The 19470-nt window shown below is 61.3% G+C and carries 20 protein-coding genes and 1 tRNA gene; 12 read left to right on the top strand and 9 right to left on the bottom strand.

From position 1 onward, the window contains the following. Window positions 1–89 precede the first annotated feature (89 nt). Window positions 90–1682 (top strand): bifunctional phosphoribosylaminoimidazolecarboxamide formyltransferase/IMP cyclohydrolase, encoded by a 1593-nt coding sequence (purH, locus tag AB7828_RS20975; protein ID WP_441231064.1) that lies wholly within the window; start codon window positions 90–92, stop codon window positions 1680–1682. Window positions 1683–1694: 12 nt separating this feature from the next. Here purH and AB7828_RS20980 read toward each other — a convergent pair whose 3' ends face one another. Then, the gene (locus AB7828_RS20980) at window positions 1695–3086 is read right to left on the bottom strand and encodes an MFS transporter (RefSeq protein ID WP_089263187.1); all 1392 of its coding nucleotides are present in this window, start codon (window positions 3084–3086) and stop codon (window positions 1695–1697) included. 106 nt (window positions 3087–3192) lie between these two features. Between AB7828_RS20980 and ggt the strand changes: the two genes are divergently transcribed. The 3 genes from ggt (at window position 3193) to AB7828_RS20995 (ending at window position 7213) form a co-directional block, all read left to right on the top strand. Then, window positions 3193–4938 (top strand): gamma-glutamyltransferase, encoded by a 1746-nt coding sequence (gene ggt / locus AB7828_RS20985; protein WP_441231065.1) that lies wholly within the window; start codon window positions 3193–3195, stop codon window positions 4936–4938. An 84-nt stretch (window positions 4939–5022) separates the two neighbouring features. Beyond that, window positions 5023–6327, top strand: a complete 1305-nt coding sequence (locus AB7828_RS20990) for an MFS transporter (protein ID WP_089263183.1) — start codon at window positions 5023–5025, stop codon at window positions 6325–6327. Next, window positions 6314–7213, top strand: coding sequence for an amidohydrolase family protein (locus tag AB7828_RS20995; RefSeq protein WP_441231066.1), 900 nt, complete (start codon window positions 6314–6316; stop codon window positions 7211–7213). Before AB7828_RS20990 ends, AB7828_RS20995 begins: the two co-directional genes overlap by 14 nt. Here AB7828_RS20995 and AB7828_RS21000 read toward each other — a convergent pair. Further along, complete coding sequence (locus tag AB7828_RS21000) at window positions 7210–7875, bottom strand: glutathione S-transferase family protein (RefSeq protein ID WP_441231067.1); 666 nt, start codon at window positions 7873–7875, stop codon at window positions 7210–7212. The two genes, AB7828_RS20995 and AB7828_RS21000, sit on opposite strands and share 4 nt — an antisense overlap. 108 nt (window positions 7876–7983) lie before the next feature. On the opposite strand from AB7828_RS21000, the gene AB7828_RS21005 reads away from it, so the two are divergent. From AB7828_RS21005 to panE, 5 genes are all read left to right on the top strand, one after another. Continuing rightward, on the top strand, window positions 7984–8589 hold the full coding sequence (locus AB7828_RS21005; RefSeq protein ID WP_441231068.1) for a DUF2239 family protein: 606 nt from the start codon (window positions 7984–7986) through the stop codon (window positions 8587–8589). A gap of 88 nt (window positions 8590–8677) precedes the next feature. Then, window positions 8678–10042, top strand: a complete 1365-nt coding sequence (locus AB7828_RS21010) for an MATE family efflux transporter (RefSeq protein ID WP_439078810.1) — start codon at window positions 8678–8680, stop codon at window positions 10040–10042. 103 nt (window positions 10043–10145) lie between these two features. Beyond that, the gene (locus tag AB7828_RS21015; protein WP_439078811.1) at window positions 10146–10760 is read left to right on the top strand and encodes a 2-hydroxychromene-2-carboxylate isomerase; all 615 of its coding nucleotides are present in this window, start codon (window positions 10146–10148) and stop codon (window positions 10758–10760) included. 13 nt (window positions 10761–10773) lie between these two features. Next, the gene (locus tag AB7828_RS21020; protein WP_120287656.1) at window positions 10774–11511 is read left to right on the top strand and encodes an SDR family oxidoreductase; all 738 of its coding nucleotides are present in this window, start codon (window positions 10774–10776) and stop codon (window positions 11509–11511) included. Between the two features lie 151 nt (window positions 11512–11662). Next, window positions 11663–12586: a 2-dehydropantoate 2-reductase gene (gene panE, locus AB7828_RS21025; RefSeq protein WP_439074161.1), complete on the top strand. Its 924-nt coding sequence runs from the start codon at window positions 11663–11665 to the stop codon at window positions 12584–12586. 55 nt (window positions 12587–12641) lie between these two features. Here the strand turns inward: panE and AB7828_RS21030 are convergent, their stop codons facing one another. From AB7828_RS21030 to AB7828_RS21045, 4 genes are all read right to left on the bottom strand, one after another. Next, window positions 12642–13232, bottom strand: coding sequence for a c-type cytochrome (locus AB7828_RS21030; protein WP_439078814.1), 591 nt, complete (start codon window positions 13230–13232; stop codon window positions 12642–12644). A 76-nt stretch (window positions 13233–13308) separates the two neighbouring features. Continuing rightward, the gene (locus tag AB7828_RS21035) at window positions 13309–14577 is read right to left on the bottom strand and encodes a PQQ-dependent sugar dehydrogenase (RefSeq protein WP_120287658.1); all 1269 of its coding nucleotides are present in this window, start codon (window positions 14575–14577) and stop codon (window positions 13309–13311) included. A gap of 255 nt (window positions 14578–14832) precedes the next feature. Continuing rightward, window positions 14833–15282, bottom strand: coding sequence for a hypothetical protein (locus AB7828_RS21040; RefSeq protein WP_170849625.1), 450 nt, complete (start codon window positions 15280–15282; stop codon window positions 14833–14835). 160 nt (window positions 15283–15442) lie between these two features. After that, window positions 15443–15517 (bottom strand) — tRNA-Gly (locus tag AB7828_RS21045). Window positions 15518–15815: 298 nt separating this feature from the next. Between AB7828_RS21045 and trxA the strand changes: the two genes are divergently transcribed. From trxA to AB7828_RS21060, 3 genes are read left to right on the top strand one after another with little or no spacing between them, the layout of a single operon-like run. Next, window positions 15816–16754, top strand: coding sequence for a thioredoxin (trxA, locus tag AB7828_RS21050; protein WP_414716828.1), 939 nt, complete (start codon window positions 15816–15818; stop codon window positions 16752–16754). A gap of 30 nt (window positions 16755–16784) precedes the next feature. Beyond that, window positions 16785–17459 carry an LON peptidase substrate-binding domain-containing protein gene (locus AB7828_RS21055; RefSeq protein ID WP_068730203.1) on the top strand — a complete coding sequence of 225 codons (675 nt, stop codon included), beginning with the start codon at window positions 16785–16787 and terminating at the stop codon, window positions 17457–17459. Between the two features lie 47 nt (window positions 17460–17506). Then, window positions 17507–17707, top strand: coding sequence for a Trm112 family protein (locus AB7828_RS21060; protein WP_068730204.1), 201 nt, complete (start codon window positions 17507–17509; stop codon window positions 17705–17707). Between the two features lie 17 nt (window positions 17708–17724). Here the strand turns inward: AB7828_RS21060 and AB7828_RS21065 are convergent, their stop codons facing one another. The 3 genes from AB7828_RS21065 to gstA are packed head-to-tail and all read right to left on the bottom strand — an operon-like array spanning window position 17725 to window position 19383. Then, window positions 17725–18054 carry a DMT family transporter gene (locus tag AB7828_RS21065; protein ID WP_441231069.1) on the bottom strand — a complete coding sequence of 110 codons (330 nt, stop codon included), beginning with the start codon at window positions 18052–18054 and terminating at the stop codon, window positions 17725–17727. A 7-nt stretch (window positions 18055–18061) separates the two neighbouring features. Continuing rightward, window positions 18062–18760 carry a glutathione S-transferase family protein gene (locus AB7828_RS21070; RefSeq protein WP_441231070.1) on the bottom strand — a complete coding sequence of 233 codons (699 nt, stop codon included), beginning with the start codon at window positions 18758–18760 and terminating at the stop codon, window positions 18062–18064. After that, window positions 18757–19383 carry a glutathione transferase GstA gene (gene gstA / locus AB7828_RS21075; RefSeq protein WP_441231071.1) on the bottom strand — a complete coding sequence of 209 codons (627 nt, stop codon included), beginning with the start codon at window positions 19381–19383 and terminating at the stop codon, window positions 18757–18759. Before gstA ends, AB7828_RS21070 begins: the two co-directional genes overlap by 4 nt. Between the last annotated feature and the right edge of the window lie 87 nt (window positions 19384–19470).

Genomic DNA, 19470 nt, shown 5'->3' on the forward strand with positions numbered 1-19470 from the left:
ACGACGAAATTGCTGGCATGCAAGCCCTTGCAGTTTCTTGCACCGCGAAACCATGCTACGCGGCGTCCTTCTCCCACGGGATACGCATCATGACCGACCATCCGCGCAAGGTTACTCGCGCTCTATTGTCCGTTTCCGACAAGTCCGGGCTGATCGAATTTGCTCGCGCGCTGTCTGCTCACGGCATCGACCTCGTCTCCACCGGCGGTACCGCCAAGGCGATCGCTGCGGCGGGCCTGAAGGTCTCCGATGTATCCGATCTCACCGGCTTCCCGGAAATGATGGATGGCCGGGTCAAGACGCTGCATCCCAAGGTTCATGGCGGCCTGCTCGCGATCCGCGACAATGCCGAACACGCCAAGGCAATGAAGGATCACGGAATTTCGCAGATCGATCTGCTCGTCGTGAACCTCTACCCGTTCGAGGAGACCGTCGCGAAGAACGCGTCCTATGAGGATTGTATCGAGAATATCGATATCGGCGGTCCGGCAATGATCCGCGCAGCCTCCAAGAATCATGACGACGTCACCGTCGTGGTTGAGCCCTCCGATTATCAGTCGGTGCTCGACGAACTCGCCACCAACAAGGGCGCGACCACGCTGACGCTGCGCCGCCGTCTGGCAGCCAAGGCTTATGCCCGCACTGCGGCCTATGACGCCGCGATCTCGAACTGGTTTGCCGATCAGTTGAAAATCGATGCGCCGGATTTCCGGGCTGTTGGCGGCAAGCTCGTCGAAGCGTTGCGTTACGGCGAGAACCCGCATCAGACCGCCGCGTTCTATAGCACGCCCGAACTGCGCCCCGGCGTATCCTCGGCGCGGCAGTTGCAGGGCAAGCAACTGTCCTACAACAATATCAACGACACCGATGCGGCCTATGAATGCATCGCCGAGTTCGATCCAAAGCGCACCGCAGCCTGCGTCATCGTCAAGCACGCCAACCCCTGCGGCGTGGCCGAAGGCAGCAACCTGATCGACGCCTATCGCAAAGCACTGGCCTGCGATTCTACTTCGGCCTTCGGCGGCATCATTGCCATGAATCGCACGCTGGACGCGGAGACCGCGCAGACCATCACCGAGATCCTGACCGAGGTGATCATCGCGCCGGACGCCACCGAAGAAGCAATCGCCATCATCGCCAAACGACGGAATATCCGCCTGCTGCTGGCGGGCAGTCTGCCTGATCCGCGCGCGCCGGGCCTGACCTACAAGACGGTGGCCGGCGGCCTGCTGGTGCAGAGCCGTGACAACGCGGTGGTCGATGACATGATCCTGAAGCCGGTTACCAAACGGCAGCCGACGGAAGCTGAATTGCGCGATCTCAAATTTGCATTCCGTGTGGCCAAGCATGTCAAATCGAACACGATCATTTACGCGAAGGACCTTGCCACCGTCGGTATCGGTGCAGGCCAGATGAGCCGGGTCGATTCCGCTCGGATTGCCGCACGTAAGGCGCAGGATGCTGCTGCCGAACTGAAACTCGCCGAGCCTATGACCAAAGGATCGGTCGTCGCATCAGATGCGTTCTTCCCCTTCGCCGACGGACTATTGGTGGCGATCGAGGCCGGAGCCACGGCCGTGATCCAGCCGGGCGGTTCGATCCGCGACGATGAAGTGATCAAGGCGGCGGATGACGCCGGAATCGCAATGGTGTTCACCGGCGTCCGCCACTTCAAGCACTAAGGCTTCTCAGTCTCAGGCCTCTCGCACCCGTGCGAGCAGGCCAAGACCTCCAACAAAGAACAGCACCAGCACCGCCATGCCAGCCTTCTGGCTGGCGGTGACTGCGGTGACGAGGCCGATCAATAGCGGCCCCATGAAGGACGTTACCTTCCCTGTCAACGCGAACAGACCGAAGAATTGCGCGATGCGATCCTGCGGTGCCAACCGGATCAACAGCGTGCGCGATGCCGCCTGCAACGGACCGCCCGCCATGCCGATCAGGCAACCCAGCGCGAGATAGGCCTTCTCCGCAGGCGCCGCGAACAGGCCGCCACCGGGCACCGGCGGCGCGACCTTGATGAAGAAGATGGTTTCGCGATCAATCAGCAGGATCGCGATGATCGAGGTCAGCAGCAGCAGGATGCTGCCAGTGATCACACGCTTCGGTCCGAACGCATCGTCGAGCTTGCCGCCGACGAAGGCGCCGAACGTTCCGGCAATGGCTAGGATGATACCGAACGTGCCGATCTGAATCGTATTCCAACCGAACGTGCCGGCCGCATAGATGCCACCGAAAGCAAACAGCGACACCAGCCCGTCCGTGTAGATCATGTTGGCAATCAGGAATGCCATCATCGAGCGATGCTTCGGCAGATCGCTTAGCGTGTGCCTGAGATCGGTCAGACCTGCACGCACGGCGTGACCGGGCGAAACCTTTGCAGGAAAATCCGGCGTCAGCAGAAACATCGGCAGCACGAAGACGACGAACCACAGGCCCGACAGCGGCGCCGAAATGCGATCGCCCTGGAACGTCGCGGGGTCGAGACCGAGGATCGGGACCAGACCGAACAATGTGCGCCCAGTGGTCGGGTTCGCAGCCATGAAGCCGAGCACGATGATCAGGCTGAGAATGCCGCCGACATAGCCGAGCGCCCAGCCCGAACCGGACAGGCGGCCGATTTTATCCGGCGGCACCAACGTCGGCATCATCGCATTGTTGAACACGGTGGCAAATTCCACGCCGATGGTCGCCAAGCCATAGGCAATCAGCAGCGGCAGGATGATAGCGGGATCGCCGGGCTTGCCGATCCACATGATGCAGGCGCCGATCACGAAGATCGCACCGAAGCTTGCGATCCACGGCTTGCGGCGGCCGCTCGCATCGGCAATCGCGCCAAGCATCGGCGATGCCAGCGCGATGATCAACCCGGCCGCAGCAGTAGCGAAACCCCACAGCGATTGTCCCGTGGCGGCATCGGATGCCACGCGCGTGGCGAAATAGGGCGCGAAGACAAAGGTGGTGATGAGACTGAAGTAAGGCTGGGCCGCCCAGTCGAAAAACATCCAGCTGATCACCGCAGAGCGCGGTGGATAGGTCTTTGGCGCCGCTGTCACAGAGGCTGATGAAGCGGCGGCGACCGCCATGCGTGGTATCCCCCGCGAATCACAGAGTGTTGTCTCGTACGTTTCACAAGCCATATAGCATTCGAGACGGCGATGCGATCATGTCCGCTGTCAGCCGGAGTGATCGATGGCACCGTTTGCTTTCCTGCGTTGTACGTGCGTCGCAGCACTCGCATTTATACTCGTCGTCCCGGCATCGACAAACGCGCAGCAGGCGCGTGACATCTATACCCCCGCACCGCCAGGCACGCTCAAACCCATCGCAGCCACGCATGGCATGGTCGTCGCCCAGGAGAAGATCTCCGCCAAGGTCGGTGCGGATGTCATGGCGCACGGTGGCAATGCGATCGATGCGGCTGTTGCGAGCGGTTTCGCCATGGCCGTCACCTATCCGCGCGCCGGCAATATCGGTGGCGGCGGCTTCATGGTGATCCATACCGCCGCCGGCGAGGACATCACCATCGATTACCGCGAGACCGCGCCGGCCAAAGCCACCCGTGACATGTTTCTCGGCAATGACGGCAAGCCGGATATCGCGAAATCGCGTGACTCCGCATTGGGCATCGGCGTCCCCGGCACGGTGGCAGGGCTCGCGCTTGCGCTGGAAAAATACGGTTCGGGCAAATTCACATGGTCGGATCTGCTGCAGCCCGCGATTGCGCTGGCGCGCGACGGCTTCGTCGTGGCGGACGATATCGCCGCCACGCTGCCCGATCTGCAACGACGCACCGCGCGCTGGCCATCATCGGTGAAGATCTTCTCGCGCTCCGATGGCACAGCGCTGCAACCGGGCGATACGCTGACCCAGAGCGACCTTGCTGCGACGCTGACGGCAATCGCCGCGCAAGGGCCACGCGGATTCTACGAAGGCCCGGTGGCGCAGAAGCTGGTCGATGGCATCAACAAGGCCGGCGGCATTTTTGCGATCGAAGACCTCAAGGCCTATCAGCCGGTGATCCGCCAGCCGGTGCGCGGCAGCTATCGGGGCTACGATATCGTCTCGATGCCACTGCCATCATCCGGCGGCACAGTGCTGCTGGAAACACTCAACATCCTCGAAGGCTTTCCAGTGGCAACCTTGCGGCAAGGCTCGGCGCCGTCGCTGCATCTACTGATCGAGGCTATGAAACGCGCTTATGCCGATCGTGCGCGCTATCTTGGCGATCCCGCATTCGTCAATGCACCGATTGCGATACTGACCTCGAAAGACTACGCCGCCAAACAGCGCGCCTCGATCGATCTCGACAAGGCGACGCCATGGACCGACGCGCTGTCTGCGGTGCCTCCGCGTGAAGGGCAGAACACGACCCACTATTCCGTGGTCGATGCTGCCGGCAATGTTGTGAGCAATACCTATACGCTCAACTTTCCCTACGGTGTCGGCCTCGTCGCCGATGGCACGGGCGTGTTGATGAATAACGAGCTCGACGATTTCACCGCAGCACCCGGCGCCTCGAATGCCTTCGGCCTGGTCGGCTTCGAAGCCAACCTGCCCGGCCCGGGCAAGCGGCCGCTGTCATCGATGTCGCCGACTATTGTCTTGAAGGACGGCAAGCCTGTTCTCGTCACAGGCTCGCCCGGTGGCAGCCGCATCATCTCGACGGTGCTGCAGGTGATCGTCAATGTGATCGACTACAGAATGGATGTGATGTCGGCCGTCGCGACCTCTCGCCTGCATCACCAGTGGCTGCCTGATGAAGTGCGCATCGAACGCGGCTTTAGCGAAGAGACCCTCAATGCCCTGCGTGCCATGGGCCACAAGGTGGTCGAGCCCATGGGCCAGACTTCGGCCAATTCTATTCTGGTGACGCCAGACGGCTTGCTTGGTGCCCCTGATCCGCGTACGCGTGGCGCTGAGGCATCTGGGTACTGACGTCCAATGACATATCCGGTGCCCCCAGGGGCGCGCGGGTGAGCGCCCCCCCCGAACCAAGATGACAAAAGGGGGGAAACAACCATGAGCGGCAACCGACCAACCGATCCCGGCGCCATTGAGCGCGCGGAAATCGAAGACACCAGCCTTCTGGCCTTCTATCGCGATATGAATCCACCGGAGCGCCGCACGTTCTGGGCCTGCGCCACAGGCTGGGCACTCGATGGCATGGATTTCATGATCTATCCGCTGGTGATCGGCACCATCATCGTGATGTGGAAGGTCGATCCCGGCACCGCCGGCCTCGCCGGCACGGTGACACTGCTCGCATCCGCCATCGGCGGCTGGCTCGGCGGTTATCTTGCCGACCGTATCGGCCGCGTCCGCACGCTGCAGCTAACGATCCTGTGGTTCTCGTTCTTCTCGCTGATCTGTGCCTTCGTGCAGAATTTCGATCAGCTGCTGGTGGCGCGTGCGCTGCTCGGCATCGGCTTCGGCGGTGAATGGGCTGCAGGCGCAGTGCTGATGGGCGAAGCCATCCGTCCTCAGTATCGCGGCCGCGCAGTCGGTTCTGTACAGTCCGGCTGGGCGATCGGCTGGGGCCTCGCCGTGCTCTCCCAAGCGGTTTTGTTCTCATGGCTTCCACCAGAAACGGCATGGCGCTGGATGTTCGCCATCGGCGCGCTGCCGGCTTTGCTGGTGCTGTATCTGCGCCGCTACGTCGAAGAACCGGTCATCGCCGCGGAGACCCGCGCCAAGCAGAACGCCAGCGGCGATCGGCCCAAGCTCAGCGAAATCTTTGCCGGCCCGATGCTGAAGACCACGATCCTTGCATCGCTTGCTGCGACCGGTTGCCAGGGTGGCTATTACGCCATCACCTTCTGGGTGCCGCGCTTCCTCACCACCGAGCGCAAGCTGTCGATCGTCTCATCGACCGGATATCTTTCGGCGCTGATCGTCGGCTCCTTCATCGGCTATCTCGTCGGTGCATGGCTCGCCGACCGCATCGGTCGGCGCAACCTGTTCCTGACCTTCTCGCTCGGCGCCATCGCAGTCATCCTGATCTACACACAGGTGACGCTCACCAACGAAGTGCTGTGGATCCTCGGCTTTCCGCTCGGCTTCTTTGCGTCGGGCTACTTCTCCGGCATGGGCGCGTTCCTCACGGAGCTCTATCCAACACGTCTGCGCGGATCTGGTCAGGGCTTCTGCTACAATTTCGGCCGTGGTATCGGCGCTCTGTTCCCGTTCCTGGTCGGCGCTCTGTCCAACACCACCAGCCTCGGCAATGCCATCGCGATCTTCGCAGTGCTGGCTTACGGCCTGTTCTTCCTCGCAGCCTATGCGTTGCCTGAAACCCGCGGACGTATTCTCTATGCAGACGCCTGATTCATCCCCCAGCGAACCCCGGGCTTGCCCGGGGCCGCAACCGACCCAGCGCAGCGCGACACGGTTCACCGTGCCGCGTGGTGCCGTCGATACCCATGCCCATGTGATCGGTCTGCCGCCGGACTATCCGTTCGTCGCCGGGCGGAGCTACACACCGCCGGAGGCCACGGCGGCATCTTATCTATCGATGCTCAATGCGACCGGCATGACTTACGGCGTGCTGACGCAAGTCAGCGTACACGGCACCGACAACCGCCTGCTGGTGGATGCACTCACCGCCAATCGCCAGCGGTTGCGCGGCATCGCCGTGATCGGGCTGGATTGCCCCGAGAAGGAGAAGGCCGCGCTGAAAGAAGCCGGCGTCGTCGGCCTTCGGCTCAACGTGCTTTATGGCGGCGGGATGGGTTTCGCGCAGCTTGAGGACTACGCGTCGCTCTGCCGCGAGATGGGCTGGCATCTGCAATTCCTGATCGATGCCAAGGATATTCCGGCTCTCGCCTCACGCTTTGCGAAACTGCCGGTGCCATTCCTCGTTGACCACATGGGACACTTCCCGACCTCACGCGGCATCAACGATCCGGGCTTCGACGCTCTGGTCGGACTCGTTCGTGACAGCGCATGGGTGCGGCTGTCCGGCGCCTATCGCACCAGCATCCAGGGTAGCCCGCCCTATAGCGATACGATTCCCTTCGCCCTGAAGCTGGTCGCCGCCAATCCGGATGGTTGCATCTGGGGCTCCGACTGGCCGCATGTGGCGAACTGGGATGTGATGATGGGCGTAAGTGATCTGCTCGACCTGCTTGCAGAGTGGGTGCCGGATGAGACGACGCGCAATCGTATCCTCACGAACAATCCGCAGAAGCTGTTCGGCTTCCCCGCGGTCTAGCGCCCCACCGAATACGGCCCGCCCTTCTCCAGCGCACGCTGATAGGCGGGCCGCGCGTGGATCTTCGCGAGCCACGCCATCGCCTTGGGGTGTCCTTGCTCCAGCCCGGCGCGCGCGGACGCGGCTTCGAGCGGGAAGCTCATCTGGATATCGGCTGCAGTGAACTCGCTGCCCGCGAACCATTCGCTCTTCGACAGTTCGCCTTCCCAGAACGCCATGTGCTGTTTGAGTTGCGGATCGACCAGCGTGTTCAGCGCTTTCGCCGCGATGGCTTTGACCACCGGGCGCATCAGCAGCGGCGCGCGCTTCGGCAGCATCAGGAAGATCAGCTTCAACAGGAGCGGCGGCATCGCCGACCCCTCGGCGTAGTGCAGCCAATAGGTGAAGCGCAGGCGCTCCGGTGTGTTGTCAGGCGGAATCAGCCGGCCGTTGCCGTAGGTTTTGACGAGATATTCGACGATCGCGCCGGACTCGGCGATCGTGTTGCCGTTGTCGGTGATGACCGGCGACTTGCCGAGCGGATGAATCGCCCGCAGCTCCGGCGGCGCCAGCATGTTGGGCTGCCGGTTGTATCTGATGATCTCATAGGGAGTGCCGAGCTCTTCGAGCAGCCACAGGACGCGCTGGGAGCGCGAGTTATTCAGGTGATGGACAGTGAGCATGGCGATCCTTTGCGAGCTGGCGCACTTAATTATCGCCCGGGTAATATTGACAGATATATTATCCGGGTATAATTAGCATCGATCTTGATGATGAGACGGGCTTATCCCATGACTGAAATGAGTGTTCCTCCGTTTAGCGCCTTTGCCGGTCCGAAGCTGCTGGCTTCTGGGCCATTGGCCGAGGTGGCGATCGCAATCAAGATCGCGACCGGCGCAATCGCCGATCCGATCGTCATTTTCGACAATGCCACCGGCAAGTCACTCGATATCGATTTGCGCGGCAGCCACCGCGAGGTCGTCGCCCGTCTGCCTCAGCCAACAACTATCGAGCCGGAAACCGACGCGCCCGCTGAGCCCCGTGGCCGTGGCCGGCCGAAGCTCGGCGTCGTCGCCCGCGAAATAACGCTGCTGCCGCGACACTGGGATTGGCTCGGCGCACAGCCGGGCGGTGCCTCAGTCGCGCTGCGCAAGCTGGTAGAAAATGCCCGCCGCGCGAGTGGCGACAGGGATCGTCAACGCGCCGCGCGCGATGCGGCCTATCACTTCATGTCGACCATGGCCGGGGATCGGCCGGGCTTTGAGGAAGCGTCGCGCGCGCTGTTTGCCGGCGATCAACGGCGCTTCACCGAACTCATCGCGAACTGGCCAGTCGATATCCGCGATCACATCGTAATACTCGCATTTCGTGATCAGGCCGCCGCCCCACCGGCCTGATCACCCGGCCTCATCGACCACCACAACACCGTGCGCATCAACGCGCGCTAACGGACCGTTATGTCTTCGTGCCAACCGAGAACCCGCTATGTCTGAGCCTTTGCCGATGACACCGCGTCCTTTGTGGAGGACGTTTCTCACCTTCCTTGCGCCGATGATGCTGAGCAATATTCTGCAATCGCTGTTCGGCACCATCAACAGCATCTATGTCGGCCAGATGATCGGCGTCGATGCGCTCGCGGCGGCATCGGTGTTCTTTCCGATAATGTTTTTCTTCATCTCCTTCGTCGTGGGATTGGGAGCGGGCGCGTCGGTGCTGATTGGCCAGGCCTGGGGCGCAGGCGAGCGCCACAAGGTAAAGGCGGTGGCCGGCACGACTCTCGCTGTCGCCCTTCTGCTAGCGGTCATCATCGCGGTGTTCGGCGCCCTGTTGAGCCGACCAATGATGGTTGCGCTTGCGACACCGGCAGATGTTCTCGACCAGGCCAGCGCCTATGCCCGGATCATGATGCTGGCGATGCCGGCGACCTTCATCTTCATTCTGATGACATCGATGATGCGCGGCGTCGGCGACACCGTGACGCCGCTATGGGCGCTGGCACTATCCACATTCATAGGCCTCACCGTCACACCGGCGCTGATCCAGGGCTGGTTTGGCCTGCCGCGACTTGGCGTGGCCAGCGCTGCCTGCGCCGCGGCCGCGTCGAGCGCGTTCACGCTGCTCTGGCTCGCCATGTACCTGCGCCGCAAGAAACACGCGCTCGCGCCCGACGCGGAGCTCCTGCGCAGAATACGGCTTGACCCCGCGCTGCTGCGCAAGGTGTTGCGGATCGGTATCCCTTCCGCGATCGGCATGGCCGTAATGTCGGTGGCCGAACTTGTGCTGCTCGGCCTCGTCAACGGCTTCGGTTCCAACGCGACCGCCGCTTATGGCGCGGTCAACCAGATTTTGAGCTATGTGCAGTTTCCGGCCATTTCGATCTCGATTACGGTCTCGATCTTCGGCGCGCAGGCCATCGGCCGCAGCCAGGCCGACCGGCTCGGCGCCATCGTCCGCACCGGATTGCTGATGAACCTCGTCCTGACCGGCGGACTGGTGGCGATCGCCTACCTGTTCTCCCGCACTCTCATGAGCTTTTTCATTGTCGATCCCGTGGTCCTCGAACTCGCACAGCGATCGCTTCACATTGTACTGTGGAGTTCGGTCCTGTTCGGCATGGCCACAACCTTCTCCGGAATGATGCGTGCCAGCGGAACGGTATTCGCACCATTGGCGCTTCTGGTTTTCGCCATCGTTGCCATCGAGGTGCCCTCGGCCGTCATCCTCAGCCGCACTATCGGTCTCGATGGCGTCTGGGCCGCTTACCCCATCACCTTCTGCGCCATGTTTCTTCTGCAGATGAGCTATTACATGCTGGTGTGGCGCAAACGGACCGTACAGCGTCTGATCTGACATTGTACGCCGTCAAGCCATAGCATTACGGTCATCATAAAAGATGTGGACGCATCGCACGTGCTGCGCCACACTGCACCCAATAAAAATTCGGGAGACCGCCTTGACTAAGACGTCGCCACAATTCCTGTTCGATTTCGGCAGCCCCAACGCCTATCTCAGCCATCTGGCGATCCCGGCGATCGAAGCGCGCACCGGCGTGACATTCGAATACGTCCCGGTCCTGCTGGGCGGCATCTTCAAGGCGACCAATAATCGCTCGCCGGCGGAGACCTATGCCGGCGTCAAGAACAAACGTGAATTTCATCAAATCGAGACCGAGCGGTTCGTGAAGCGCTTCAGCGTCAAGCCATACACGATGAATCCGTTCTTCCCGGTCAACACGCTGAACCTGATGCGCGTCGCCATCGCGGCACAGCTTGACGGCGTGTTCGAGAAATATGTCGAGGCGGCATTCCATCATATGTGGGGTGAGCCAAAGAAGATGGATGACCCCGACGTGGCCATCAAAGCGCTGACCGAGTCGGGTCTCGATGGCGCAAGACTGTTCGCACGCGGACAGGAGCCCGAGGTGAAGGCAGTACTGGTGGCGAACACACAGACCGCCGTGGAGCGCGGCGCCTTCGGCTCGCCGACCTTCTTCGTGGGTAACGAGATGTTCTTCGGCAAGGAACAGCTGCGCGAGGTCGAGGAATTGATTACCGGCGCCGGCAAATAGCGGAGAGCACATCATGCAGAAGCGCAACGCGACTGTCGCGGTCATCGGCGCCGGTGATTTTATCGGCTCGGAGATCGCCAAGAAATTCGCCGCCGAAGGTTTCACGGTGTTCGCTGGGCGCCGTAACGGCGACAAGCTGGCGCCTTTGGTGGCAGAGATCGAGGCTATGGGCGGCACGATCGTGGCGCGCTCGCTCGATGCCCGCAAGGAAGACGAGATCGCCGCCTTCCTCAATGACGCCGATGCGCATGCGCCATTGGAGGTCTGCATCTTCAATGTCGGCGCCAACGTCAATTTCCCAATTCTGGAGACGACCGAGCGGGTGTTTCGCAAGGTCTGGGAGATGGCCTGCTATTCCGGCTTCCTGGCCGGGCGCGAAGCTGCACGGCTGATGATGCCGCGTGGCCAGGGCAACATCTTCTTCACAGGCGCCACCGCGAGCTTGCGTGGCGGCAGTGGTTTTGCCGCTTTTGCATCGGCCAAATTCGGGTTGCGTGCAGTAGCTCAGGCGATGGCCCGCGAGCTCGGCCCGAAAAACATCCATGTTGCCCATCTGATTATCGACAGCGGCGTCGACACCGCCTGGGTGCGCGAACGCCGCGAGCAGATGTGGGGCAAGGAGGCGCTCAACAATCCCGATTTGTTGATGCCGCCTGCATCGGTCGCCCAGTCATACTGGCAGCTCTATCAGCAGCCGCGTAGCGCCTGGACGTTCGAGCTGGAGATCCGCCCGTTCGGAGAGAAGTGGTAGTCCGCTCACGCCACAGCCGTCATTGCGAGGAACCCTTGCGACGAAGCAATCCAGCCCTGCATCGACAAGGAACTGGATTGCTTCGCTTCACTCGCAATGACGGGCTACTGTTTGACAGCTTCACGTTCCAATCCAACATGGACTCATCCCAATGCGTATTCTCGTGGTCGGCGCCGGTGCCATCGGCGGCTATTTCGGCGGCAGGCTGTTACAGGCCGGCAATGACATCACTTTCCTGGTTCGCCCGAAGCGCGCCGGTGAGCTGGCAAGCGCCGGCCTTGTCATCAAGAGCCCGCACGGCGACGTGACCCTGAAGAATCCGCCGACGGTGCAGGCAGATGCGATCAAGGAGAAATTCGATGTCGTGCTGCTGAGCTGCAAGGCCTTCGACCTCGACGACGCCATCGCGTCCTTTGCACCCGCGGTTGGGCCGAACACGGCGATCATTCCGCTGCTCAACGGCATGAAGCATCTCGACGTACTGGAGAAGAAGTTCGGCGCCGAGAACGTCATGGGCGGCCAATGCCAGATCGCAGCGACGCTCAACGAGGCGCGCGAGGTCGTCCAGATGGCGCCAATGCAGGTGCTCAGCTTCGGCGAACGCAAGGGCGGCAGTTCAGATCGCGTGAAGGCGATCGCTGCGATCATGGCGACCGGCAACTTTGGAGGCGCGGCCTCCGAGAATATCATGCAGGATATGTGGGAGAAGTGGGTGTTCCTGGCGACGATTGCCGGCTCGACCAGCGCGATGCGCGGCGCTGTCGGTGACATCGTCGCGGCACCTGGCGGCCGGGACTTCATCCTCGGCGTGCGGGATGAGATGAGTGGCGTCGCCAAGGCCAACGGCTTCGCACCGCGGGCAGCCTTCCTCGAACGCACCGAGGGCATGCTGACAGCAGAAGGTTCGAAGATGACCGCCTCGATGTATCGCGACATCCTCAACAAGGCGCAGATCGAGGCCGACCAGATCGTCGGCGATGTCATCGCCCGCGCCGATGCCGCCAAGGTTGCCGTGCCGCGACTGCGGATGATCTATACGCATCTCAAGGCGTATGAGTATCAGCGGGTAGCGTAAGCATCGCAACGTAGCCCGGATCAGGCCAATCGCAATCCGGGCTACGGATTTGCCCTCATAGATGCGCCAGATAATGCGCCAGCGCAGTGATCTCTTCTTCACTTAGCGAATAGGCAACCTCAGCCATCGCTGCCATGCCGCCACCGGCGCGGACGCCGGACTTGTAATCGCGCAGCGCCTTGACGAGATAGTCCTCGCGCTGTCCGGCGATACGCGACACCGCCTTCGTGCCACCATAACTTTCCGTGTGACACGACGCACAGCGCCGGCCGACCGCCGCTTGCGCGCCCTTGGCCGACAGATCCGGATTGTCATCGGGCTTTTTGCCCTCCGGCGGCTTCAGCGAGGCGAAATAGGCGCCGAGATTACGGATGTCGTTGTTGTCGATCTGCTCCAAGACCGGCTGCATCTGTTCGTTCTTGCGGGTGCCCGAGCGGAAGAACACCAGCTGCCACTGGATAAACAGATCCGGCTGTGCGGCGAGCGAAGGGACGTTCTCCATTTGCGAGATGCCGTTTTCGCCGTGACAGCCGCTGCAGAGCTCGGCTTTCTCCTTGCCCGCGGCGATATCGGCGGCATCAGCCGGACTGGACTCAGAACCAAGAACTAGAAAGACAAGAACAGCCGCGATTGCAGAACGATGCATGAGCCACATTCCCATTCCAGAATACATGAGGCTGGAGCTGCGGATGACGCAACTCCAGCCTCACGCAATTCGCGACTTACTTCGCGTAGCTGATGCGATAGATTGCGCCTGCCCAATCGTCGGCAATCAGCAGCGATCCATCCTTGGCCAGAACGATATCGGCAGGGCGGCCGAGATAACCCTGGTCACCCTCGATCCAGCCGGAGGCAAAGATCTCCTGCTTGGCGTTCTTGCCATCCGGCCCGGCGATCACACGCTTGATACGTGCGCCCTGATACTTGTGCCGGTTCCACGAGCCATGCTCCGCAATGAAGATGTTGTTCTTGTATTCGGCAGGAAACATGCTGCCGGTATAGAACTTCATCCCCAACGGAGCGACATGGGCGCCGAGATTCAACACCGGCGGCGTGAATTCCGAACACTTGTGACCCATGGCGAATTTCGGATCCGGCATGTTGCCTTGATGGCAATGCGGATAGCCGAAATGCTCGCCAAGCTTCGAGATCATGTTGAGTTTGTCGCTCGGCATATCGTCGCTGATCCAGTCGCGCGCATTTTCGGTGAACCAGTATTTGCCGGTGCGGGGATCGACGTCGCCGCCCACCGAGTTGCGCACGCCCAGCGCAACGATTTCGGCATTGCCGGTCTTGGGATCGACACGGCGGATCTGCGAAAGGCTGGTCGGCGGAATGCCGATGTTGAAGGGAGGTCCAAACGGAACGTAGAACCAACCGTCCTTGTCCGGCGCGAGATACTTCCAGCCATGCGCCGCGAATGACGGCATGTCGTCATAGACAACCTTGCCGTCACCGAGCTTGTCGATATTTGCCTCGGCATTCTCGTATTTGATCAGCTTGTTGATATCGATCACATAGAGCGCGCCGTCCTGGAAGGCGATGCCCGTCGGCATCTTCATGCCCTTGATGACGGTCTTGACCTCTTTCTTGCCGCCCTTGTCGGTGATCGCATAGACGTTGCCGAGGCCGAACGAGCCGACAAAGAGCGTGCCTTTATCGCCCCAGGCCATCTGCCGCGCCGCCAGCACGCCGGACGCATAGACCTCGATCTTGAATCCCGGCGGCAGCTTGATCTTCTTCATCATGGCTGCGAGTTCGGCATCGGACGCACCGGTCGGCGGGCCCGACGGCGGCGCGAGGCCCTTTTGCGCTTCGGTCTCGTCGCCGAGGAACCAGTCGTCCGGCGGATTGGTCCAGAATTCCTTGGTATCGGATTTGTAGCTCTTGAGCTTTTGCTGTGCGCTCGCTTGATTGAGCGAGGCCATGCCGATCGCCGTAGCGAGGATGGCGGCGCACGCAACAACGGATCGACCAGTCATCGATTTCATCGCGTCACTCCCTGTGCAGCTTGTTGCGGCTGCTATGTCTTATTGAACGTTCGAGACGAACTTTATTGGTCTGTGATTTTCTCAGACAGTGAGATGCTAGCACAAATGTCGCAGGTGAAAAGCGCAACTAACGCTCACGCAAATGAAAGACGTCGCCATCACGACGACATCTTGAAAAATTTTGAAAGTTAGTTCCAGTAGCCTGATGCAATTGGCGCATCGCACCGCATCATCGCGCGATCACTGCTACGTTTTTTAAAGGCTACCCTTGGTGAGATAGCGCCAGGCCACGGCCAGCAAGATCAACCCGATGAAGATCAACGCTACCGGCAGCTTCTTCTTTTCGCGCGGGGGCGGTGGCGTGTTGGGCTTGATCCGGCGAAAAGGCGTGACGTTGTTATTGTTGTCGTCGGGCATTGGTCTTGATCTCGAAGCCGTCTTGATGATGGGCGCGATGCCGGTGCCGCCCATGCGGGAATAATAGCTGCGGTAGACAGTCTGGATGGTGGCTTCGGCCGCGGCTGGCTCGGATTGTTTGCCACGCGCCAGCAGCGCGAGATAGCCCGCATAGAATGTCTGGGCTTCCTGCGGCAGCGCGTCGAGGCTTTTCAGCTTCGCCATCATCACCCAGGTCGCAAAATCCGCCCGCGCCTCGTCATTGGCACGCTTGGCAATTTCCAGGTTGGAATCAGTGGTCGACGGCATCGTCAGTCTCGTACCCGCTTCGCCCGTGGATTGTCTGCCCAACGCCCGATGATTTCAAGCGATGCAGGGCGGATCTGCGTGCCTGCGGATCACAAACGACAAGGCCGCCTGACGGCGGCCTGCGATCGATAAAACTGATGCCAAAAAACCAGGAAAATTCTGGAGCGGGCGAAGGGATTCGAACCCTCGACCCCGACCTTGGCAAGGTCGTGCTCTACCACTGAGCTACACCCGCATCCGAGAAGACAGGCAGCGATTGCTCGCCGCCGACGCGCAGACCTATGCCAAATGCCGGTGGCGAATGCAACAGTTAGACTGCAACTCGAATCGCGGCGAGTTAATCGCGATTTATGGCCCTTTGAGCCCGATTCGGCCCGGAAAACGGTTCAAAACAGTCAAATGTCGCTTCTCGGGTCGAATCGACCCCTGCCGGACCTGTTTCACCGGATTGCAAATTACTGTCACGGACGCCATTTAATCGCTCAGGCCATGCTAGAAGCAGCCAAATTTTTCAGACATCGAGCGAGGTTCACGTGACCATCATGGATCAGGGCGGCGCACAGGCGCCGCAGGCAGGTTCGACGCCGCAGGCAGCAACCGCTCTCATCAAGGACACGACCACCCGCACCTTCGTGCAGGACGTCATCGAGGAATCCAAGCGCCAGCCGGTCCTGATCGACTTCTGGGCGCCTTGGTGTGGTCCGTGCCGCCAGCTGACTCCCGTCATCGAGAAAGCCGTGACCGCCGCCAAGGGCAAGGTGAAGCTGGTCAAGATGAACATCGACGAGAATCCGGAGATTCCCGGCCAGATGGGCATCCAGTCGATCCCCGCCGTGATCGCCTTCGTCAACGGCCAGCCGGCCGATGGCTTCATGGGTGCGGTTCCGGAGAGCCAGGTCAACGCGTTCATCGACAAGCTGACAGCCGGCATGCCTGGGGCCGAGCCCACGGCAGCAGAATTGCTGCAGGAAGCCGAAGCAATTCTGGCGGAGGGCGATCCGGCGACCGCCGCCTCGATCTATGGCGAGGTGATTGCCGCCGACGCCGGCAATATCGCCGCCATTGCTGGTCTTGCCCGCTGTTACGTCGAGACCGGCGCCATCGAGCAGGCCAAGCAGACCCTTGAGCTCGTCCCGGTCGCGAAGCGTGAGGACGCTGCGGTCAAGGCCGTGCAGGCCAAGATCGATCTGGTCGAACAGGCCAGTGCGCTCGGTCCGGTCACCGAACTGGAACAGAAGGTCGCCGCGAATCCGCTCGACCATCAGGCCCGCTTCGACCTTGCGATCGCGCTCAATGGCGCCAATCAGCGCAGTGAGGCCACGGGTCACCTGCTTGAAATCGTCAAGCGTGATCGCAAATGGGATGACGACGGCGCCCGCAAGCAATTGATCCAGTTCTTCGACGCCTGGGGACCGACGGATGAGGCCACGGTTGACGGTCGCAGGCGGTTATCGACTATCCTGTTCTCGTAATTCTCCTCGCGTGACGAATCGGAACCGGACATGCCCATCAATGCCGACTATCGCGGGCCTGCCGAACTTCCCGAGGTGATCCCGGTCTTTCCGCTGCCGGGCGCGCTGCTGCTGCCGCGCGGCCAGATGCCGCTGAACATTTTCGAGCAGCGTTATCTGGCGATGATCGACGATTCGCTTCGCGACGGGCACCGGCTGATTGGCATGATCCAGCCCGATGCGGCGCATTCGCCGGATGAGGCCAAGCCGGCACTGTTCAAGGTCGGCTGTGTCGGGCGCATCACCCAACTCGCCGAATCCGGCGACGGCCGCTACATCCTCGAACTGACCGGCGTTTCCCGTTTCGAGGTGGTACAGGAACTCTCGGTGCTGACGGCGTACCGGCAGTGCAAGGTCGACTACTTCCCCTTTATCGACGATTTCACCGCGCGCAAGGGCGAAGACGATGTCGATCGGGCCGCGCTGCTCGCGGTGCTCACCGACTTCCTCAAGGCCAACAACCTGAAAGTGGATTGGGAAGGCATCGATAAGGCCCCCAACGAGGCCCTGGTGAATGCGCTGGCGATGATGTCGCCCTATGGTCCGCCCGAGAAACAGGCGATGCTCGAAGCGCCCGATCTCAAGACCCGCGCCGAGATCCTGATCGCTGTCACTGAAATGGATCTGGCCAAGAAGCGCACCAGCGGCGACCCACCGCTGCAGTAATTCTGATAAATAACCATGATCAACGACCGCATCACCGGAGCGCACCCATGACCACACCGCCAATCGAGCGCGCCGAAAGCACCGTCGACGCCAAGCTGCTCGAGATTCTGGTGTGCCCGCTGACCAAGGGGCAACTCGAATTCGATGCGGCCCGCCAGGAGCTGATCTCGCGCCAGGCCAAGCTTGCTTATCCGATCCGTGATGGCATTCCGATCATGCTGCCGGAAGAAGCGCGGAAGATCGACTGAATTTCTGATGTGGCGGCTCATGCCGGCGCAAATCTCAGGGCGACGATACCCGCGACGATGAGGGCGACCCCGCCGCCGCGCAGCAGACTCATCGACTCGCCAAACAGCACGCTTCCGAACAGAACCGTCCCGGCTGCACCGATCCCGACCCATACCGCGTAGGCGGACCCCACCGGCAGAACCTCCAGAACCCGACCAAGCAGGTAGACGAACGCGGCGAGGAAAATCAGCGACAGGATGGTCCAGCCCAGTCGGGTGTAACCCGTCGCATATTTCATCGAAATCGCCCACCCCACATCCAGAAGCCCGGCCACGATCAGTAGCAGCCATGCGACGCCCTGGCTCATGGCTGCCTCATGCTGCGATCTTGAGAAGATGTGCGTCCCGCTCAGCGAGGAATGCGCGCAACCGATCAGCGTAGTCGGCCGTGACGGCATTCGCTACGCTCGGACGCCTGCGTAACGCTGCGCGCCATGCCCGAACCTTGGGTGTTTGGGCGAAGACTTCCGTGTCAGCGATGGTATCGAACACATCGAAGTAGCGGAAGATCGGCGCGTAAACCGCATCGACCATACTGAAGTGCTCCCCCGCGAAAAACGGCGCTGCGGTTAGCACGTTCTCGATGCGACCGAATTTGCCGGCCAACATCTTCCGCTTCGCTTCGTAGCTGTTCGCGTCAGTGGCCGTCTCGAATCCCCACAGATCGGCGAGGATCGACGAGCCGAACTCGATCCAGCCACGGTGCCCGGCTCGTTCGAGCGGATCGGATAGATGAAGCCGCACGCCCATCTGCGTCTCTTCGAGATATTCGCAGATCACCGCGCTCTCGAAAAGTGCGGCGGTGTCATTGCCGTCGCGCCGGACAAGCAGAAGCGGAACCTTGCCCAGCGGCGAGATCGCGTGAAACCAGTCCGGCTTGTGCGCGAGATCGATATAGCGCCGCTCGAAACGGACACCCTTTTCGGCAAGCACGATGGCCGCTCGCTGCACATAAGGGCAGAGATGATGGCTGACGAGCGTCAGTGCTGGCGCGTCTGGCTGATCCACGGTCATGCGCTCACCTTTATTCTCTCGGCGCGCATGGCCTGCTGCACGGCGGGTCGCGCTTCGACGCGAGCCATGAAGTCGCGCAGACACGGAAAGTTGGACAGATCCACCTTTGCGAAGTTGGACCACCCGACGATCGTGAACAGATAGGCGTCGGCCACCGTGAAGCCTTCTCCGAGCAGGAACGGCCCGCCCGCCGCCAGATGGCGTTCGACCGACGTCAGCCGCTCTGCAATCTTTGCGCGCGCGACATCTGCCGCCTGCGCGCCATATTCGGGGTGAAACAGCCACGGGCTGAACATCTTGTGGAGTTCAGTGGCGATGAGGTTGAGCCAGGATTGCAGCTCGACACGCTGCGGGGTGCCCGCAGGTGACACCAACCTGCTTTCGGGTTTGAGGTCCGCAAGGTATTGAACGATCGCGGTGCCCTCGGTCAGCACTGTCCCATCATCGAGCGCCAGCGCCGGCACATAGCCGTTCGGGTTCACCGTCGAATAGTCGCTGCCCGCCTCGGTGACGTGGGGCGACTTCCGGATATCCACCCGCACGAGTTCAAGCGGGATACCCGCCTCGTTCGCAACAATGTGTGGCGAGAGCGAACAGGTATCGGTGGCGTAATAGAGTTTCATGTTTGGATCTTTCATTGCATCCGTCGTGGGGTCGCTATCGCACCAGCAAGGTAGCGCCCGCGCAAACGCAAGTCTCATTGGCATTTC

The sequence above is a fragment of the Tardiphaga sp. 215_C5_N2_1 genome, assembly GCF_052076055.1.
Classification (GTDB): Bacteria; Pseudomonadota; Alphaproteobacteria; order Rhizobiales; family Xanthobacteraceae; genus Tardiphaga; species Tardiphaga robiniae.